Origin of the sequence: Paraburkholderia sp. NMBU_R16 (assembly GCF_013282575.1) — a bacterium.
Classification (GTDB): domain Bacteria; phylum Pseudomonadota; class Gammaproteobacteria; order Burkholderiales; family Burkholderiaceae; genus Trinickia.
Genome location: NZ_JAAAYE010000012.1, coordinates 1 through 18965 on the forward strand (window position 1 = coordinate 1; position 18965 = coordinate 18965).

Annotated in this window: 17 protein-coding genes; 2 read left to right on the forward strand and 15 right to left on the reverse strand. The window is 63.9% G+C overall.

Features of this window, described 5'->3' with window-relative positions:
- Window positions 1–123: 123 nt before the first annotated feature.
- Both GWC77_RS08065 and GWC77_RS08070 read right to left on the reverse strand, forming a co-directional pair.
- Window positions 124–336, reverse strand: coding sequence for a hypothetical protein (locus tag GWC77_RS08065; protein WP_173256382.1), 213 nt, complete (start codon window positions 334–336; stop codon window positions 124–126).
- Window positions 337–656: 320 nt separating this feature from the next.
- On the reverse strand, window positions 657–1589 hold the full coding sequence (locus GWC77_RS08070; RefSeq protein WP_173256383.1) for a hypothetical protein: 933 nt from the start codon (window positions 1587–1589) through the stop codon (window positions 657–659).
- A 234-nt stretch (window positions 1590–1823) separates the two neighbouring features.
- Between GWC77_RS08070 and GWC77_RS08075 the strand changes: the two genes are divergently transcribed.
- Window positions 1824–3971, forward strand: a complete 2148-nt coding sequence (locus GWC77_RS08075) for a hypothetical protein (RefSeq protein ID WP_173256384.1) — start codon at window positions 1824–1826, stop codon at window positions 3969–3971.
- Between the two features lie 31 nt (window positions 3972–4002).
- Here GWC77_RS08075 and GWC77_RS08080 read toward each other — a convergent pair whose 3' ends face one another.
- Complete coding sequence (locus GWC77_RS08080; protein ID WP_173256385.1) at window positions 4003–5688, reverse strand: S10 family peptidase; 1686 nt, start codon at window positions 5686–5688, stop codon at window positions 4003–4005.
- Window positions 5689–5823: 135 nt separating this feature from the next.
- Between GWC77_RS08080 and GWC77_RS08085 the strand changes: the two genes are divergently transcribed.
- Window positions 5824–6894 (forward strand): AI-2E family transporter, encoded by a 1071-nt coding sequence (locus tag GWC77_RS08085; RefSeq protein ID WP_254366874.1) that lies wholly within the window; start codon window positions 5824–5826, stop codon window positions 6892–6894.
- On the opposite strand, the gene GWC77_RS30275 is transcribed toward GWC77_RS08085, so the two are convergent.
- The 12 genes from GWC77_RS30275 to GWC77_RS08145 all read right to left on the reverse strand — a co-directional run bounded on the left by GWC77_RS30275 (window position 6836) and on the right by GWC77_RS08145 (window position 18850).
- On the reverse strand, window positions 6836–7981 hold the full coding sequence (locus GWC77_RS30275) for a VOC family protein (protein ID WP_173256386.1): 1146 nt from the start codon (window positions 7979–7981) through the stop codon (window positions 6836–6838). The two genes, GWC77_RS08085 and GWC77_RS30275, sit on opposite strands and share 59 nt — an antisense overlap.
- 122 nt (window positions 7982–8103) lie before the next feature.
- Complete coding sequence (locus tag GWC77_RS08095) at window positions 8104–8556, reverse strand: carboxymuconolactone decarboxylase family protein (RefSeq protein WP_173256387.1); 453 nt, start codon at window positions 8554–8556, stop codon at window positions 8104–8106.
- A gap of 129 nt (window positions 8557–8685) precedes the next feature.
- The gene (locus GWC77_RS08100; RefSeq protein WP_173256388.1) at window positions 8686–9573 is read right to left on the reverse strand and encodes an RNA polymerase sigma-70 factor; all 888 of its coding nucleotides are present in this window, start codon (window positions 9571–9573) and stop codon (window positions 8686–8688) included.
- Between the two features lie 111 nt (window positions 9574–9684).
- Window positions 9685–10455 (reverse strand): arylamine N-acetyltransferase, encoded by a 771-nt coding sequence (locus GWC77_RS08105; protein WP_173256389.1) that lies wholly within the window; start codon window positions 10453–10455, stop codon window positions 9685–9687.
- A gap of 18 nt (window positions 10456–10473) precedes the next feature.
- A complete protein-coding gene (ltaE, locus tag GWC77_RS08110; protein WP_173256390.1) occupies window positions 10474–11508 on the reverse strand; it encodes a low-specificity L-threonine aldolase in 1035 nt (344 codons plus the stop codon).
- Window positions 11509–11533: 25 nt separating this feature from the next.
- Window positions 11534–12601 (reverse strand): 2-aminoethylphosphonate aminotransferase, encoded by a 1068-nt coding sequence (locus GWC77_RS08115; RefSeq protein ID WP_173256483.1) that lies wholly within the window; start codon window positions 12599–12601, stop codon window positions 11534–11536.
- A gap of 2 nt (window positions 12602–12603) precedes the next feature.
- Complete coding sequence (aepY, locus tag GWC77_RS08120) at window positions 12604–13782, reverse strand: phosphonopyruvate decarboxylase (RefSeq protein ID WP_173256391.1); 1179 nt, start codon at window positions 13780–13782, stop codon at window positions 12604–12606.
- Complete coding sequence (aepX, locus tag GWC77_RS08125) at window positions 13779–15482, reverse strand: phosphoenolpyruvate mutase (RefSeq protein WP_173256392.1); 1704 nt, start codon at window positions 15480–15482, stop codon at window positions 13779–13781. Before aepX ends, aepY begins: the two co-directional genes overlap by 4 nt.
- Window positions 15479–16243, reverse strand: coding sequence for an NTP transferase domain-containing protein (locus tag GWC77_RS08130; protein WP_173256393.1), 765 nt, complete (start codon window positions 16241–16243; stop codon window positions 15479–15481). Before GWC77_RS08130 ends, aepX begins: the two co-directional genes overlap by 4 nt.
- 50 nt (window positions 16244–16293) lie before the next feature.
- The gene (locus GWC77_RS08135; protein WP_173256394.1) at window positions 16294–17331 is read right to left on the reverse strand and encodes a lysylphosphatidylglycerol synthase domain-containing protein; all 1038 of its coding nucleotides are present in this window, start codon (window positions 17329–17331) and stop codon (window positions 16294–16296) included.
- A complete protein-coding gene (locus tag GWC77_RS08140) occupies window positions 17328–18164 on the reverse strand; it encodes a 2OG-Fe(II) oxygenase (RefSeq protein ID WP_173256395.1) in 837 nt (278 codons plus the stop codon). The genes GWC77_RS08135 and GWC77_RS08140 overlap by 4 nt, the downstream gene beginning before the upstream one ends.
- Window positions 18161–18850 (reverse strand): CDP-alcohol phosphatidyltransferase family protein, encoded by a 690-nt coding sequence (locus GWC77_RS08145; protein WP_173256396.1) that lies wholly within the window; start codon window positions 18848–18850, stop codon window positions 18161–18163. Before GWC77_RS08145 ends, GWC77_RS08140 begins: the two co-directional genes overlap by 4 nt.
- Window positions 18851–18965: the final 115 nt, after the last annotated feature.

Consider the following 18965-nt stretch of genomic DNA (forward strand, 5'->3'; position numbering starts at 1 on the left):
ATCCGGCTTCGCGCGTGCACGAACTCACGCCGCGAATCTGGAAATCGCTCTTCGCCGACAACCCGCTGCGCTCGCCACTGCATCAGATCGCCTGAGATCGCAACGACGTCGGTCAATTACCGATTACGTGGGCTCGACGGCGAAAGTATGCAGTTGGCGCGGGTTGAGAAAGCCGCGCGTGGCGGTGGCAACCCATTGGGTGTTCTCGCGCGAGGCGGCGGTACGCGCAGCAGGGTTCGCATCGGACGCTGCCTCGATAACGGCCGCCGTTGCCTCGACCGACACTGACACGGCAGCAAGCGCCGCGCCGAGGCATAGCGGCGATATCGACCGCATTAATTTTGCTCTCGATTTCAATTCGACCTCCTAATGGATTGCGCTTTGCCAGAAAAAAGCCGGCATTCGTTTCAAGCTGCTCGATCGATTTTGATGAGCGCATCCAACGTAAGAGACAAAAGGTTGGCCGTACAGCTGTCAGATGTGTGAGGGAGTGTCCTGCGCTCCTCGCGGAGGGCTATGGAGACTGCAGCGAGCGTGTGTGTTATCGATAGACGCGTATGCGAATTCCGTGGTTTTTATCGCCCATATAAATTCGGAATATCGCTTGATACATGCGAAACGCGTCTTTTGAATTTCGGCAGGGTAGCGTTGGCGAGTCAGCGCCGGGCGTGCTGTCGATATGAGGCCGCATTGCCGATCGCGGGTGCGCTTGTCATTCCGAGCGTTCCGACATGCTCGCTCGGACAGGCCGGCGGCCGTCCTGATTCCATTTCCGCCTTGGCATGCGTACGCGCCATCAGCGTCAACACGTGAGCGAATTGAGCGCGGGCCTCGCGCAGAAACTCGCTGGTCAACCGCATGGTCCTGCGCGACTGGTCGTGCGAGAGCGCGCCGCGCACTTCCGCGCCATTGAGCACGTTGCGCACGTGCGACTTCGACAGTCCCAGCATGTTCGCCACAGCCGCGCCGCTGATCGCGAGGTCCAACGGCTCGTCAACCGGTGTGTGCGCGGCGAGACACGCCTGATAGTGCGCACGCAGCAGCGCATAAGCAATGCGTTGTCCGCATTCGTGGTCCTCGAACCACTGCCACTGCGTAAAGCGCTTGCCTGCTTCGGCCACGCCGTCGATGACAATGATCGATGCCCTGACGAAGCGCTCGAAGTAAGCGTTGTCCTCATACAGCCGGCTCGCGCATCCGGCAGGCATGATGCCGATGGCGTGCGCGAGTTCGAGATGATGCCGCAGCCAAGTCCTCAGTCCCTCGACGATCCGCGGGCCGGGGACGAGGAATTTCTGCCGCCGGTCCGTGGGGTCCGGTTCGACTGACACGAGTCGTGCCACCTTCGCAATGGCGATGAAAGCGGCCAGGGTACGACCGCTCCCCGTTTGAGCCTGCAAGCCGGCCACGGTGGGACGCGGCCCCACGCCGGCTCTCCAGTCGAAATGTGCAATGACGAGTCGTCCCATGGCGTGCGACTGGAACACGCGCGCAAAAATCTTATTGATCAGCCGCTCGCCGACGAATAGTTGGAGCACATGCTCGGTGTGGCGCAGCACGGCGCGGGCATAACGATCGTCGTCGATCATAAGGTCCTCATGTTTTCGTGAGCGTAGCGCAATACATGCAAAGTTTGGACTTGTTGCGCGCTTGCTCGTCGTCCGATCATTGGCACGCTTCGACCCGCAACGAAATCACTCACGAGGGGGCCAACCATGTCAAGCCATGACGTTACCGACGCACCTGCTGATACCGACGACCTCGGCGCACCATATAGACCGGTTCGTTTTCGCATTCGCTCTGCACTCGCGGGGGGCCGGCCAGTGGGCACCCGCTTTTTCGACAGCGCCGAACATTGGTCCATCGTCGACGGTATATCGCTGCCGATGGCAGATGGCTCATCCGCCGATGCCGCTTCCTATGAATTCAAGTTGAGCAATGGTGCCAAGCTCAAGTTCGGACAGATTCTCGCATTGGCCGGCGACTTCTACGCCATTCCCACCAAGCCGATTTCGGACCAATCCGACAAGGAGCGCGCATTCAAGGATGCGTTCGATACCCTCGACCATGGCGACACGGGCGAGATCGGGCGGATTCTCGCAATCATGCAGGAAGAGTTCCAGGCGTTGACAGAAGCGATTCTTTCGGGCGATCCGGCCCACGTCGCCTACGAGAAGTTCGGCGATAAATGGAATGCCCAGTACAACGAGGCGACGGGTGGCTCCGGCAAATCGAACTACTACCAATCCGTCAGCGACTGGGGCCGCTTTATGTGGCTGGTCTCCTACAACTGGGATCATTTCGGCGAGCATGCTCGTATAGTCTATTCCGCAGGGCTCTCGCTCGCGATGAAGACGGCGGCCGAAGGCCACGGGCAGTCCGGTCCCGCTGGCAACACGGCGCTGCTGCGAGCCTACATGTACCTCGCGTTCGCGTGCCACTACCTGACCGACAGCTATTCCGCCGGTCATCTGCGTACGCCGCGCCGGCATATGCATGATTTCGACGCAGCGCATACTTCCAGTGTTCATTTCGCGCCCGATGCGTGCTCGAACCTGATGCACAACGAGGACAGCTATAACGGCCTTTGGGTGCGCAACCCGGCGGGCGACCGTTGGATCGCCTTCGGCGATGGCCGGTACTTCGACGAAGTCAATCGGGCGAACCGAAACGTAATGCGCGCGGCTCTGCGAGAAGCGATTCGCGACGTCTACGGGGCATTCGAGAGCGGCGCATTGCCGGCCTCCGCCCGGTCGCACCGCCTCCTTCCAGATTTGCCGCTCAGGGCCGATGACAAGGACAATTACTCGCCACTCTTCACCGTCGTGAAACCGGGGGAGATGGCGTATCGGCGGGAATTTCCGACGGACCCCAAAGGCTACCGATGGCTGAAAGTGGGCGACAGCTATCGACGCTGGGTGGGTACCTTGCTCGACTTCCACAGCATTTTCAAAATCGCGATGCGAGGCGCGCCGCCGAAGACCGGGGAAAGCAGCGGCCCGAATGTGCATGACCGCGATGACGTGGTCGCCTGGCTCGCGCAGGGAGGCCTGCTGCAATCGCAAGGCGTTCCATTACTGACCGACGCGACGCCGTCGTTGCTGGAACACGGCGGCCGACTTTGGGTCTGCGTGAAACAGGGCAGGCGGTTGCTTGTCGGGACTCATACCGGTCAGTGGAGCGACTTTGAGCCGATAGGGGTTGCCGACGCGTCGACGGGCGGTTGCCTCGTCGCTCATCAAGGCGTGCTCAATTGCTTTTATGCCGATACAAGCGGAGCAATTCAATGGTTGCAGCATCAAGATGGCGCATGGTCGTCCCAGGGGCCGGTGACCGCGCAGGGACAGATGGCTCTGACGGACGCCATGCCGGCCGCGGTTTCGCTCGCGCTCAGCAATCAGTTATGGCTGGTCTGGAAAGCGCGCGGCGACAGTTTGCTGCGCCGCGCCTGGCGTCAGGGGCCGGACTCGCGCTGGTCGCCGTTCGACAACATGTACGGGGTGGGGCAACCCCCCTACGCCGCGCGAACCGACGATCAACCGGTTGCGGTGTATACGCCCGGCAATGCGTACTTCTACTACCGGTCGCACAACGGTTATTCGTTGTACTGGCTGACACTCGTGGACTATAGCGACGGCGCGCTGTCGACTTTCGGCAATGAACCCGTCGCAACCGCCGACGGGTGGCAGCCCACGACGACCGGTGCAGTGGCGGCGGCCTCAGCGGGCGCAACGAACCGGTCGCTGATGGTGTTTCCCGCGCACTCGGACGGGAGCCTTTCTTCCGTCGCCCAATACCAGGGCAAGCAGTCGAACGTTCCACAATTCCTGGTCGATAGCGTTGTCAGTTCCGACGGTCATCCTTTAAGGAGTCGCATCACTCCTGCGCTGACGCGCTTCGCCGACAAATATTGGCTCCTCACCGTCGACCCCGATTCGCGGCAGGTCATGCTGGCTTTCGGATTGCAATAGACAACGCAAGGAAAATGCCCGCCGCTGCCGGTCATCGGCGGGCATCGCTCCTTGTCGCCGTATCGTAGAAACGCGCCAGATCTCGTTTGAGCTCGTGCAGCGCCGCATCGTCGAGATAGATCATGTGACCGCTCGCATAATGCGTGATCTCGATGTGCGCGCGCAGCGAGGGTTCCAGGCCCAGATGAGCCAGGTCGTATTCGGTCGAGAAGAAGGGGGTCGCGAGATCGAAGTAGCCGTTGGCCGACAGCACGCGCAAGCCAGGGTCCTGTCGCATGGCCTCGGCAAGGTCGCCCGCGGCATAGGGCACTGCCAGCGTTTCGCCCCACCACGTGCGGTGTTTCGAGTTCCAGGCGCTGAGCACCTTGTTGTTGAAGACCAGGTAGGACAGTGGCGACTGGTAGTTCAGGTCGCGCGCGAGATGTTCATGGAAAGCGGCATCGAAGGCGCTGACAATGTATTTCTCGGATGGATCGAAGTCGGGCGAATCGAATGTCGAATCCGCTTCGACGCCCTTGAAACGCCCGTCGTAGCGGCCGACGCTGCGCGCCTCGTCGCGCAACAGTACCTGGCGGAAGTGCGATGGCCGAATGCGCAGGTGGGCAGCGATCACGTATTGCTCGTCGAGTCCGGTATAGTGCGCGACTTTCGCTGCGATCGCATCGCGCTCGCTGTCCGGCAAGGCGTCTCCCTTGGCCAGTGCGGCCGAATAGGCCCCGGCCGCGAATGCGCGCACCTCGTCGAGGAATGCGGGCAGATCAGCCGCGCCCGTATCGCGGACTTTGCCGTGGTACCACGCGACGGCTGCGTACGACGGCAGATAGCGCACGCTGGCGAGATCGTAACCGGGTGCATGCACGTTCGCATTCAGCACAGACGAAAGCAGAGCGACGCCGTTGAGCGCAATTTGATGCTGGCCCAGACGGTAGGCGAGCATGGCGGCCCGCGTCGCGCCGTACGATTCGCCCAGCAGAAACTTCGGCGAATTCCACCGCTGGTTGACGGTTAGATACCGGTCGATAAAGCGGACGAACGCATCGAGATCGCCGTCGACGCCATAAAACTCCTTGCCGCTCCCGTGGCCGATCGGGCGCGAGAAACCCGTCCCCACCGCATCGATGAACACGAGATCGCTCTTGTCGAGCAGCGAATCAGGGTTGTCGGCGAGCAGGTAGGGCGCGGCCGGCGTGGGCGCGGGGCTTTGCGTATGCACCCGTTTCGGCCCGAGCGAACCGATGAGCAGAAAGAGGCTGCTCGCGCCCGGGCCGCCGTTGAAGAGAAACGTCACGGGTCGATGTGCGGCGTCGCCGCCGCGCGTCGTGTAGGCGACGTAGAACATGCTGGCATCAGGCTCGCCTTTTGCATCGCGTATCAGCAGCGTGCCCGCGGTTGCGCGATAAGCGATCCGGTGGCCGTCGATGCCGACCGTGTGCTCCGTGACCTTCGATGTTTCTTTCGGCGCCTGCACTGCGGTCGATGTCGCCACGGCGGCGGAGGCCCCGGACGCGGTCGACACCGGTGCCGACGCCGCATGTGCACTGGCGGGCGTATCGGGCGAAGCGGCCTCGTCGTCGTCGGCCGCGCGCGCGAGCGGACCAGCGAGGCAAAGCGCCGTCAATAGGCAGGCAACTAGGGCGCTCGCCGCGCGAGCACGGCGGCTCGGACACGCGGTGCTCAGGGCAGGGCGATGCGGCAAGCGAATGCAGCGAGGACGCATGGAGACTCCCGACAAAAGTGAGCCCCGTCGGGCGTCGCACTCGTAGGCGAACGCTGACGGAGTCAAAGCAGCATAGATCGTGGAATCGATCCTATAACATGTGGTCCCATCGTCCCCCAGATGCGAGCGTGTCCGATGTCATCCAATCATCCTCTCCTTTCCCCGATGCGCGACACCCGCAAGGCGCAGCGGATCGCATGGCTCGTGCTCAATGTGGTGCTCATCGGGCTTGCGCTCTGGGTGATACGCGATTTCATCGGGCCTGTCGTCTGGGCTGCTGTCGTCACCATCGCCCTGTGGCCGCTGCTGTTGCGGATATCCGGCCCGCAGCACGAGCCGCGCAGGGCGAGCGCGATCGCGCTGTTGCTGACGATCGTCGTCGGCTTGTTCGTCGTCGTGCCCGTGGTCGTCGTCTTCGCCCAGACCGTGAGCGAGATGCATGACCTTGCCGCATGGTTCAAGGACGCCATCGCCAACGGCATTCCCGTGCCCGTGTTTTTGTCGAAGCTGCCGTTCGGTAGCCAGGTCGCCGACTGGTGGAGCGCCAATCTCGCGCGCCCCTTGCTCGGTTCTCCGGCCATGGAACAGTTGCACGGCACGGCGACGGTCGTCACGGTCGGCCGGCACGTCGGCTTTCTTGCGTTGCGCGGCATCGTGCACTTGGGCTTCATGCTGCTGGTTTTGTTCGTTCTCCTGAGGACCGGCCCTCAACTCGCCGATCAGTCGGTCAGAGCGGTGCGGCGTCTTTTCGGCATGGCGGGCGCGCGCCTTGCCGTGCGGATGGCCGCGGCGGTCCGCGGGACGGTGACCGGACTCGTTGTCGTGGGCTTCGGCGAAGGTGCCTTGATCGGCATCGCTTACGGATTCGCCGGTTTGCCGCACGCCGCTGCGCTGAGCCTTTTGACGGCCGTCGCCGCGATGTTGCCGTTTTGCGCGCCGATCGTCTTTTGCATTGCAGCACTGTGGCTTTTCTCGCACGGTTCGGCGACGGGCGCGTTCGCCGTGCTGGCGACGGGCGCGGTCGTCGTATTCGTGGCCGAGCACTTCGTGCGCCCGATGATGATCGGCAATACGGCGCGATTGCCGTTTTTGCTCGTGCTGTTCGGAATTCTCGGTGGCGCGCAGACTTTCGGGCTCGTCGGCCTCTTCATCGGCCCCGCATTGATGACAGCGCTTGCGGTGGTATGGCGCGATTCGGCGCAATAGGGCGGGGCGTCGCGACGCACATGGCTGGCTCCGGCGCGGCTGGCACGCCCATGCCCGTGCCTGTTCCTGCTGCGCGCATTTTCTTTTCGGCCGCCGAAAAGAGATCCTTGATGTTGCCGGCGCCGAAGCCGCGAGACCCTCTGCGCTCGATGAACTCGAGAAAGAGACTGGCCGTATCGTCGCTGAAAGGCGTCACGAACGCCTGCGCGAGTTGTCCATCTTCGTCCTCGTCGAGCATGATGCTCGATGTGCTCGCCTGAGCGAGCGCGCTGCGATCGGTCAGGCGGCATGCCATCGACGCATAGATCCCTTCCGGGGGCTTGAGGAAATGAAACGGTGTGCGGCTCAGGCGCTGCGCGAAGCGGAAGATGTCGCTGACGCCGAACGCAATATGCTGCACGCCTGCGCCGTGCTTGTCGATGAAGTCGTCGATGTGGCTGCGTCGGCAATGTGCGAGCGGGCAATTGAGTACGTAGGTCATCGAGGCGTCTTTCGATCTCACTGCGCGGGTGACGAGTCCGAAGCCGCCTGTTTCGATCGTGTCGCTATAAACGGCATCGAATCCGAGCACCTCCTGCGCAAACCGCACGGCCGCGTCGAGCGCGCCCGGCGGCAAGCAAAAAGCCAGGTGATCGATGCTGGCGAGCACGTGCTTCGTTTCGACGGCAGGGCGATATCGCATGCGTGTGGGCGACGATGTACTCCGCACACGTTCCATCAGTGTATGGGGCGGCAGACCCACCGGGTGCACGCGTGCACTGAGCGCGTCGATCTCGTGAGGGTGCGCGTCCGGTGAAATGGAAGGTGCCCGCAGTACCGTTGCCCCGGCGCGGACGGCCCGGCGATAGCATCCGTCGAAATCGTCGGTGGCGATCGCGATATCGTCGACGATCACTTCACTGTTGCGTACTGGAGCCAACGTGCGGGCTCGATCGATCGCGAGCCGCGTTCCGGCTATGAGGAAATCCGTCGTGTCCCCGACAGCCGAAACGCCAACGGTGCCGGGCTCGAGACCTAACAGCGTGACGAGACGCCTCGCCGTTTGACCCGGATCGGTCGATCGCAAACTGATCTGCTCGCAATGCACGCTGCCTCCGTCGCTCGAAAAGCGGGTGACACCAACCGTGCATCGATGGTAACGAGCCGCGGAATCGATTTCACCCGGCGCGCGAAGCGAGAGAAGGAAACGCGAAGCGTCCGCCCTTGGCGTCAGACCGTTTGCGGCACTGGAACGCGCAAGCTTACGTTGAGGCGATTCCATGCGTTGATGGCTGCGATCACGAATCCGAGCTCCGCGATTTCCTCGTCGCTGAAGTGCTCGCGCAACCTCGCGAACGTTTCGTCGCTGGCATCGCTCGTCGCGATCGTGGTGACGATTTCCGCCCACTCGAACGCGGCGCGCTCGCGCGCGTCGAAGAACGGTGCCTCGCGCCAGCCCGCTACGGCGTTCAGATGACGCGGCTCGACGCCGAGCTCGATCAGATCGCGCCAATGCATGTCGATGCAAAATGCGCAACCGTTGATCTGCGAGACGCGCAGGAATACGAGATCGATGAGCCGTTGGCTCAGCAGGTCGCGCCGCAGGCCGGTCGAGAGCTGATACAGGGTCTGAAATGCCTTCGGTGCGAGTTTGCGGTAGTCGATACGAGGCGAAGCGGTCATGACGTTACCCTTTTGGATGAAAGCGGAGTGCCGCACCGTGCGGCCTCCATATCTCCAAGACGGTATCGCGCGCGCGTTTGTGACAGTGCGATGTGCCCGCTTGCTCGCGCAAGGCGCCGGTCCGGGCGGTCATTGCTCGAGCGGGGGAATGTGGGCAAGCTTGTCGGGGTTGCGCACGAGATACGCCGCGACGATCCGTTCGCCGTCGACGACGAACGTCTGTGCCGATTCGAGCTGGCCGTCGACATAACGTAAAAGGCCGGCCTCGCCGTTGATGCGTGCCATGCGATAGACGATTTGCGGGTTGCGCCGGTGGGTCGCCCAATAAAGATTGGCGATGCGATAGGCACCGCGCAAAATCTTGAGCGTCGACGGCACTTTGCCGCCGCCATCCCCGACGAGCTCGACATCGTCCGCGAGCAGCGCCTGGATAGCATTGCGATCCCCACTTTCCGCGGCTTTCTTGAACTTCGCCACGACACGCCGGTGCGCTTCTTGGGAGACATCGAATCTCACGCGCTCTTGCCGGACCCGCTCCACTGCACGGTGCACCATCTGCCGGCAGGCCGTTTCGCTCTTGCCGAGCAGCGCGGCGATCTCTTCGTAGTCCTGATCGAATGCCTGACGCAACAAGAACGCGGCGCGCTCTTCGGGAGCGAGTCGCTCGAGCACCCAGAGCAGGGCGACCGAAAGCTCGCTTGCGAGCTCCGCAGCCGTTTCCGGCGTGCGCTCGTCGATTTCGACTAGCGGTTCAGGTAGCCAGGATCCAACGTAACGATCGCGTTCAGCCTTGGCGGCTCGCAGCCGGTCGATGGCCAGGCGCGTGACGATCGTGACGAGCCAGGCCTCGGCGGACTGCACTGCGGCGCGATCAGTCTGATGCCAGCGCAACCAGGCGTCCTGAAGTACGTCGTCCGCGTCGGCACGTGTGCCCAGCATGCGGTAGGCAATGGCGAAAAGACGCGGTCGCAGCGCGTCGAACGGATCGGAGGGTGAACTGAGATGTGGCGTATCCATGCTGATGAGCGGCGTTGCCGCCGGTGACGACGAGGGGACACTCTCAAGACGAGGGCGGCCCCGGTTTTGTGACATCGGGGCCGCTCATCCGTCCGGCCACGCCGTCCGTCGCTAACGTGGCGCGACGAGCCCGAATTCACCGAGCAGGAGGGCATCGCGTTCGTGCGGCGCAACGCTGCGTGACTCCATTTTCCCCCGTGCGATGACCTTGAACGTATTGTCGAGGAGAATCTTGCGCCCTTCGTCCGTCTGCCGGACAGCAACCAGGTGCTGGACGAAGATCGAATCGGGATGTTTCGAATTCAGAAAATTGGCCGGCACGAAATCGACCCATTCCTGCGGAGAAAGATCGAACTCGTATTGATCGGCCCATTTTCCTTCCACGACGGTTCGTAACAAATACCGATCGTCGCCGATTTTCTCGAGCCGGTAGGTATCGAAGTCTTGCGCGACGTCTGTGTCGGGGCGATCGAGCGATATGGGCGCACGGATACCGTGGCTGCCGAAGCCGAGGTCGAAAAGCCACCGCTCGCCCTCGAACGTGAGAATGAGCGCCATATGCGTCTTCGGCCGACGGCTCGCATAGGTGCGCGGACGAGCGCCCACCATACGATAGGGCACGCCAAGCGCCTGCACCGCCATGGCGAACAGCCCGTTGACCTCATAGCAGTAGCCGCCTCGCCCGTTGCCGAGAATTTTCTCGACGATGTCTTCCGGCACGAGCGAGACGACCTTGCCCGCCTGCACGTCGAGGTTTTCGAACGGCACAGTGCGCAGCTGATGCCGCATGATTGCCGTCAGTGTTTGCCGATCGGTCTCTTCCGGACCCCGGTAGCCGATCCGCTCGAAGTACGCGCGCAAGGAAAAATTCGTGGCTTCCATGATCTGCTGCCTGCTCAATCAGGTCTGCATCGAAAAGAATTCCGTCGCGACGGCGAGCGTATGCTCGACCGCTTCGCGATCCACATCGAGATGGGTCACCCAACGCTGGCGCGTTGCGCCATATGCGGACGTGATGCCGATGCCGTGATCGGCGAGATACGCGGCGAATGCGCTTGCGTACCGCGGCGCGATCTCGACGAATACGATGTTCGTATCGGGCTCGGCAACCGTCACCCCGGGCAGCTTGCCCAGCCCCAGTGCCAGCGTTTTCGCGTTCGCGTGATCGGCGGCCAGCCGCGCGACGTTGTGCTCGAGCGCGTAAAGGCCCGCGGCGGCCAGTATGCCGACCTGCCTGAGGCCGCCGCCCAACATCTTGCGCAGGCGGCGCGCCTTCGCGATCAGCGCGGCTGAGCCGACGAGCACCGACCCAACGGGGGCACCGAGCCCTTTCGACAGGCAGACCGAGACGGTATCGAACGGTCGCGCGAGCCGGGCGACCGGTTCGCCGAGCGCAACGGCCGCGTTGAACACGCGGGCCCCGTCGAGGTGGCAGGCGAGCCCGTGGCGGCGCGCCAAGGCCGCCGCTTCTTCCATATAGGCGATCGGCAATACCTTACCGCCGATGGTGTTCTCGAGCGCCAGAAGCCGCGAGCGGGCGAAGTGCGGATCGTCGGGCTTGATCGCGGCTTCGATGTCGGCCAGACGCAGCGTGCCGTCGGCCTGATTTTCGATCGGCTGAGGCTGGATGCTGCCGAGCACCGCCGCGCCGCCCGCTTCCCAGCGGTAACAGTGCGCCTGCTGCCCGACGAGATATTCGTCGCCGCGTTCACAATGAGCCATCAGCGCGATGAGGTTCGATTGCGTTCCCGACGGAACGAAAAGCGCGGCTTCCTTGCCGAGCCGCCCGGCGAGTTCCGCTTCGAGGCGCTTGACGGTAGGGTCGTCGCCGAATACGTCGTCGCCGACGACGGCTTGTACCATCGCGGCGCGCATGCCCTCGTCGGGCCGGGTCACGGTGTCGCTGCGAAAATCGTACTGCAGTACTGCGGTCATCGTTTGTTCTCCGAATACGCTCGCGCTACTTGATCGACGATCGGACCGCCTTCAGGAACCGGTCGATATCGCCGGCCTCGATCGCGCCCATTGTCGAAATACGAAAGATGCTGTCGTACAGCGCACGCTGACCTGGATAGATCACGAACCCGTGCGACTTGAGGCCATCGTGGAACGGCTCGAACGGCACCCCAGCCGGCAGCCGATAGGCGCGCAGCACGACGGACGAACGTTCGGGCGGCAGCACGGCCTCGATTCCGAGCGCGGCCAGACCGGCGCGCGCTTGCTCGGCGAGGGCCGCGTAACGCGCATGACGCGCTGGCCAGCCGCCTTCGTCGCGAAATTCGCGCAACGCTTCGACGAGCGCATAGTAAGCGTGCACGGCCGGCGTGAACGGCGTGTTGCGCTCGGCTTGCAAGCGCGCCAAGCGGCTCAGATCGAGATAGTAGGTCCGGCTCGCCGCGTGTTCGAGTGCATCGTGCCGGGCAATGACGAATGCCGCTCCGGGCACGCCGTGGAGACACTTGTTGGCGCCGGCCGCCACCGCCGCAATCGCGCCGCTTGCGAAATCGATCGCCTCGGCGCCGAAGCTGCTCACCGCATCGACGAGCAGACGCACGCCCCGCTCGTTGCAGAGCTTGCCGATTGAGTCGATGTCATTGAGGCGCCCGCTCGTCGTCTCGTGATGAATCACGGCAACGTGCGTGATCGCGCGATCGGCCTCGAGCTGCGCCGCGATGCGGCCGAGATCGGGCGCGGCCGTCCACTCATGGACAAGCGCGTCGTGCGCAATGCCGTACTGGCGCGCGATATCGACGATCCGCTCGCCGTAAACGCCGTTTTGCACGACGAGCAGCTTGCCCTCGCGCGGTACGAGCGAGGCAACCATGCTTTCGACGGCGGCCGTGCCCGATCCGGTCAGCAGGGTGGCAGACCATGTCGCGGTGTCGAGACCATAGACGTCGAGCAAACGCGCGCGCGCTTCGTCCTGCAAGTCGTAGAACTCGTTTTCGCGATGGCAAAGATCGGTCCGCAGCAGGCTTTGGCGGACGCGCTCCGTCAACGTTACGGGGCCAGGGTTGAGCAGCAGCATCATTAAACTCCGTTAGGCGTGCCGAGATGGCGCATGAGCCGCGTCTTGACGTCGACCGGGGAGACGGTGGGCCGCGGCAGTCCCTCAGGCGTGCCGCGGCGCACGGTCAGTCGCGCGAAGCGGGGCGCGTCGGGCAAATTGTGGCCGGCATCGTCGAAGAGCGCATCGATCACGCTCGCATCGTCGCCCTCGATGGCCGACGCGTAACCGCAGGCGGCGGCAATCGCGGCGAAGGAGATGTGCGGCGAGACTGTGGCCTGGCCGCCCGTCGAATCGTGCACGCCGTTATCGATGAGCAGGTGCAGCAAATTGCCCCGGCCGTAAGCGCCGAGCGTTGCAAATGCGCTCATGCGCATCAGCGCGGCGCCGTCGCCGTCGAGCGCGACGATGCGCAAATCGGGCCGCGCGAGCGACAAGCCGAGCGCCAGCAACGTCACGCAACCCATCGAACCTACCATATAGAGCTGATTCGGGCGGTCATCGATCGCGTAGAGCTCGCGTCCGGCGAAACCTGTCGATGCGAGTACGACGGTTGAATCGGGCGGCGTGCGCCCGATGACGCGCTTTAACGCCTCGTGCCGCGTAGGCAGCGAATCGACCGGCAGCCCGCGCCACTGCGCGCCGGGCTGGCAGTGGGTCGCACGCGCGGGGGGCTGCTGGCTCAGCGGATACGGCGCGACGCTGCCTTTTTGCATCACTAAAGCATACGGGCGGCCCGTCTCGTTCATATAGGCGACGGCGCGTCCGAGCGCGGGCTCGATCTCGTGCACTTCGCAAGGAAAGCGCTCCCACGGTATTTCCATCGTCTCGAGCAGCTTCGGCGTGATCGGACCCATCAACGCATGCTGCGGCTCGTCCGACACGCCGGGCTCTCCGCGCCAGGTGACGATCAGCAGTTGCGGTAGCCGGAACGTCCACGTCAGCGAAGTCAGCGGACTCACCGCATTGCCGAGCCCGGAGTTCTGCATCATCGTGACGGCCCGCACGCCGTTGCGCGCGCCCAGTGCGATGCCTGCCGCGAACGCCACGGCGTCGCCTTCGTTGGCCGCGCTGAGATAGTGCAGTCCAGGATCTTGCAGCACATAGTTGATGAACGGCGTCAGAAACGAACAAGGCACGCCCGCATACCAGTGGAACCCATGCCGGCGCGCCGCTTCGACGAACTGTTGCGCTTCGATCACCGCGGGCCTCCGTTGGCCCCGCCGTTGCGTGCGGCGCCCAGCGGCGCTTGTGCGTGCGCAAAATCGCCGGCGCGGCGGAAATCCTCGAGATCGTTGACGCCGCACCAATGCCCGTGAACGTACTGCACTTCGATGCGCTCCCCCGCGTCGATCAGCGCATTGATCAGCGCCGGCATATCGAGTGCATCGAAATCGGGCTGCCGCCGCATTTCGTCCAGCATGGCCGTCAGCCGTGCGCATCCGGCGCCCCGCACGCCCAGCAGACCGATCCATCGGCCATGGGCAGCGGGATCCGCATGCGAGCCCGAGCGGATCCGCTCGAGATAGGTTTTCTGTCCGAACAGCGCGCGGTCGTCGGCCGCCGAGCAGTACGCGAAATCGCGCACACTACGGTTCGACGGTTGCGTTTGCGACGAGTCGACGACGACCGTGAACGGCGCATCGCTTTGAACGAGATCGCGCAGGATGTAATGGCGAAAGAGCAGATCGCCGTACGAGATAACCGTGTCGCCGTCGAGCGCATCGCGTGCGCAGGCGAGCGATGCCAGCTCACCCGTTTGAGCGTGCTGCTCGTTGACGACGAGCCGGATGCCGGTCGGCTCGATTGCATCCGCGCGATAGCCTCCGACTACGGTGATCTCATTGACTCCTTGCTGCTTGAACGCGTCGACGAGCCAACGCAAAAGCGGTTTGCCTGCGACAGGAAGCATGACTTTCGGCCGATCTTCCGTGACGGCTTCCAGCCCGCGGCCGCGGCTGGCAGCCAGTACCACGGCGCCGCCGGCGCGCCGCGCACTGGACAGATAAAGGCGCTCGGCGCTCGAGTATTCGTCGGCGTCTTGCAGGCGGAAGATCTCGTCGACGGTCGCGATGCGTTCTTCCACGTTCACGAGCGTTTCGCTGTCGTGAATCTCTCTTGCCACCGCCTGCATCGACGAAGCGGCGGCACGGATCAAATGATTGGCCCAGATGACGAGGCTGATGCCGGCCTTGCGAAATACCTCGGTAGGCGTGCTGTAGTACTTCGTCGGCACGATGACGAGCGGCGCACGCTCCGCCCATTCGCGCGCGAAGGTCAGGATTTCGTCGGGACGCGACAGTTTGCTGTGGATGAGGATCGCATCGGCACCTGCGGCGCGATAAGCTTCGGCACGTTTGAGCGCTTCGTCCATGCCCCAACCGGCGATGAGCGCTTCGACGCGCGCGACGATCGAGAAATCCGCTTCGCACTGCGAATCCTTGCCGGCCTTGATTTTGCCGCAGAATTCGTCGATATCGGCCAACGGCTGGCGCTCGCCGCCGATGAAGCTGTTCGTCTTCGGAAACTGCTTGTCTTCGATGCACACACCCGCAATACCGCGCTGCTCGAGCTTGCGCACCAGCCGGCGCACGTTGTTGAAGTTGCCGTAGCCGGTATCGCCGTCGAGCAGGATCGGCAGATCGCTCGCATCGGCCATGAATTCGAGTGTGTCGACCACCTGCGTCCAACTGGCTTCGTTGTTGTCTCGCACGCCGAACTGCGCGGAAATGGCGAGGCCCGAGGCCCAGATGCCTTTGAAGCCAGCCTCGCGCACGACGCGCGCGGACAAGCCGTTATGTGCCTCCATGATGAATTCGAGCTCCTGGCTCGCGAGCATCTCGCGCAGCCGCGAAAAACGCGAGCGTGCCGGGGCGGAGTTCATCGGGTCGCGTGCATTCATTGAATGGCTCCTGCAATCGGTGCGAGGCGCGGCAGCACTTCCTGCTCGGCCCGCTTCACATCGTTGGGAAAGTCGATTTCGACCCAGGGCATGCCGGTGACATCGGCCACCTCGAAACGATTGCCGCTTTCGAGCAGCAGATCGCGTACCGCTTCCTCGTGCGGCATGTTGGTCCGGCCGTCCTCGACGTATCGAGCGACGATCTGCGCGAGTCGCCGCGCCGTGTCTTCGCGAAAACGAAAAAAGCCTACCGACTCGCCGATCGTGTCGTAGTCGAGCCCTACCGCGAGCTGCTTGCGAAGCTCGATGGGCACGCCGTTCTTGAGACAGAGTTTGACCGGCTCGTCTCCTGCCTCGAACTCGCGATCGAGCAGCAAGCGGTCCGCGCTGGCACCGGCCGTCAAGGCCCGCAGGATCGCTTCGTCGTAGAGGACATCGGCATCCATCAGCAAAACGTCGCCGCCGCGCGTGAGCGCATCCGCAACGGTGTGAACGGTCAGGACGCTGCCGAGGTCGTAGCGCGGGTTGAGGACGATTTCGGGCGCCGGCTGCCACTCGATGCGCGCCAGTTCGGCGCGCACCTGTTGCGGCTCGAAACCGAGCGCAAGGACCGCTTCTGTGACGCCCGCGCTGCGTAGTGCACGCAGGTGGCGCTCGAGCAACGTGATGCCCTGAAAGCGCAGCAGGCATTTTGGATGCTGCTCGCCGGCCGGCATCTGCAGACGCAGGCCGAGCCCGGCAGCGAGAATGATCGCTCGCATAGCGATTGTCTCCTAGGTCCGGCTGGTGTGACCGGTTCGTGAAGTCGAAGCTATAAAATCGATGCCCGGGGCCGCGACCCGTCGTCATCGACCGGGCCCGTTGCGGCCGCGCGGCGTTGCCGCCATCTGCGTTCGCTCCAATGCAGATAAGCGAGACCGGGCAAGCCGAGCGCGAGTTCGCGCGCCCGTTTGGCCAGCGAGAGCGCCAGCGCGGTTTCGGGCGGCAGCCCCACGAGCGGTGCAAGCAGCAGGTAGCCGCCTTCCTGTGCGCCGAGCGAACCCGGAATCGCGAATGCGGCGCCTCGGATGGCCTGCCCCACGCTTTCGAGCAGCAACGCATCGAGCCAGCCGACCGGATGACCGAGAAAGCGCAGCGCGAGCCAGACTTCGCCGGTGCCGACGACCCAGCCGGCCAGGCTGAAGGCAAACGTGGCGGCGACGCGGCCCGGGCGAAGGTAGAGCGAGCGTACGTGTTCGTCGATGGTATCGGCCCGCGCGGCGAGCGCGCCGCCATCGCGCTTGCCGAACACCTTCGACGCCGCACGCACGACGCGGCCGAACACGCCGCGCTGCTGCGCGATGAAAAATGCCGCGACGCAGACGCCGAGCGCAACGCCCGCGATCAGCATCGCCATGCGCACGCCTGGTGTGGCCAAGCGGGCCGGAACCGCCGCGACGGCCGCGAACGCGGCGAGTCCGAGGCAGGCGAAGACGATTTGCGCCACGGCCTGCATCGTGGTGCTGACCGTGACGGCCGCGGCGGCGCTCGGCATCGGCATGCCGCGTTGCGCCAGATGGCGGGCCATCAGCACCGGGCCGCCCAGCTGGCCGGCCGGCAACAAGCTGTTGACCGATTCGCCGGCCCAGCGTGCGAAAACCGTATCGGTCAACGTGGTATGCCGCGTCGCGAGCACGCGAATCGCACCGGCATCGATGACGAGCGGCAGCAAATGAAAGAGCGCGACGAGCGCGAGCCCCCATCCGGCCGCGGCGAGCGTACCGGCCACCGCGCCGAATCCCTGCCACGCAATCAGCGCGATGAAGACAGCGGTGCCGAGTGAGAGCAACGCCAAGGCCGCCCGGGTCATGCGGAGTCCCCCGGTGCCCCGCTCGCGCTCGCGCGCAGCGATGACTTGCTGAACACCTGCCGAAAGCCAAAATAGGCAACGGCGTCTTTCATGTTCGAAATGAAGCGCCGCCAGGGGCGCATGCGCGCATCGGTGACGTACTCGAACGTGAGCGAAACGCGCATCTCGTTGGCGCCCGCGGGCGTGATCCGGTGTCGCAGCTTGTCGCCGTCGAACAGCACGAGCGCTCCTGGGGGATATTGAATCGAGCCGGCGACGGGGGAGACGTTCGGCGTGCGAGTATGCAGTTCGTAGTCGAGCCGGCACGACGAATCGTCGATGACGCCGAGCAATACCGTATAGCGCGTGCCTTCGTAATAGGAGGTGTCGTAGTGCCAACCGATATGATCGCCGGCGCGCGTGTAGTAATAGAGGGCGTAAGCGTGCGGGTCGCCCTCGGGCGATGGCAGCAGGCGGGCGCCGGTGATCGATGCGAGCCATGCCATCAGTTCGCGCGACCGATAGAGCTCGGCGATGAACGGCGCGAGCCGGTCGATCGTATGACGGCTGACGCTGCCGCCTTGCTTATGTCCTGGCAGATAGTTGCGATTGACGGCCGGTAACAGCGAGCGTGCGAGCGCGGCCAGTTTTGCGGTCACCTCGGCCGGCAAGAAATCCTCTAGATAGAGGAATGCGCCCTGTCGCGCGAACTCGCGCTGCAATCCAGCGGGAGCAAGCCGATCGAGCCGCGCGGCCAACTGCCGATCGAGCGAGCCGACATCGGCGGGATCTTGCGGCATCGCGGGCGCTTCGCGCGTGGCCAGCGCGTCGTCTTCGGAGGCGGGCCCGCTCATCGCGACATCCGCAACTCGGCCGCTTGACGTGCAGGGCGCCCCCGCCGCACGACTCGCCAATAATCGAACGTGACCCAGACAGCGAAAAGCGGCGCGCCGATCGCGGCCGCATCGATGAACGGTTCGATCCCATGCGCAAGCGTGACGAGCGGCAGCAGATACAGCACGTCTTCGGTCTCGAAGCCGCCGGCGAATGCCTGGCGCGTCCCCGCTTTCCCCGCGATCGATTCGATGCGCATGCGCAGATAGAAAATCAGCGCGACGGCAACGCCCGCGATCGCCCCCAGCGCAATGGGCAACGCGAATGGCGATTCGCCCGGGCTCGCGATCCCGACGCCCATCGACACGAACAGCGCGACGGTGACGAGGGCATCGCTCGCGAGATCGTAGAGATGCCCGAACCGGCTCGACTTGCCGCTGATGCGCGCGAGCTCGCCATCGGTGTGATCGATGAAATTGGACAGCACGATCAGCAACGCGCCCGCATTGGTCCACGCAAAATCGCCCATGGCGAGACAGGCCGCCCCGGCCAAGCCTGTCACGAGCCGCAGCGTCGTGAGGTGATTGGGCACGATGCGCGTGTCCTTGAGCGGCGTGACGAGCCAGCGTGCGAGTCGAGCGTCCCAGGTACGCGGCGGCGGGACTGTCGGGGCGGCTTGAGCGTTCGTATCGGCGCAATTATCCATCCGTGCAAATATATACGGTTTTCACTTTCAGTGCGTTCATCCTTGCATCGCGCGATTACGGACTGTTTCAGCGAGAGATCGATAAAAACGGTAAAGTGCGTGCCTTCAGGCGCCT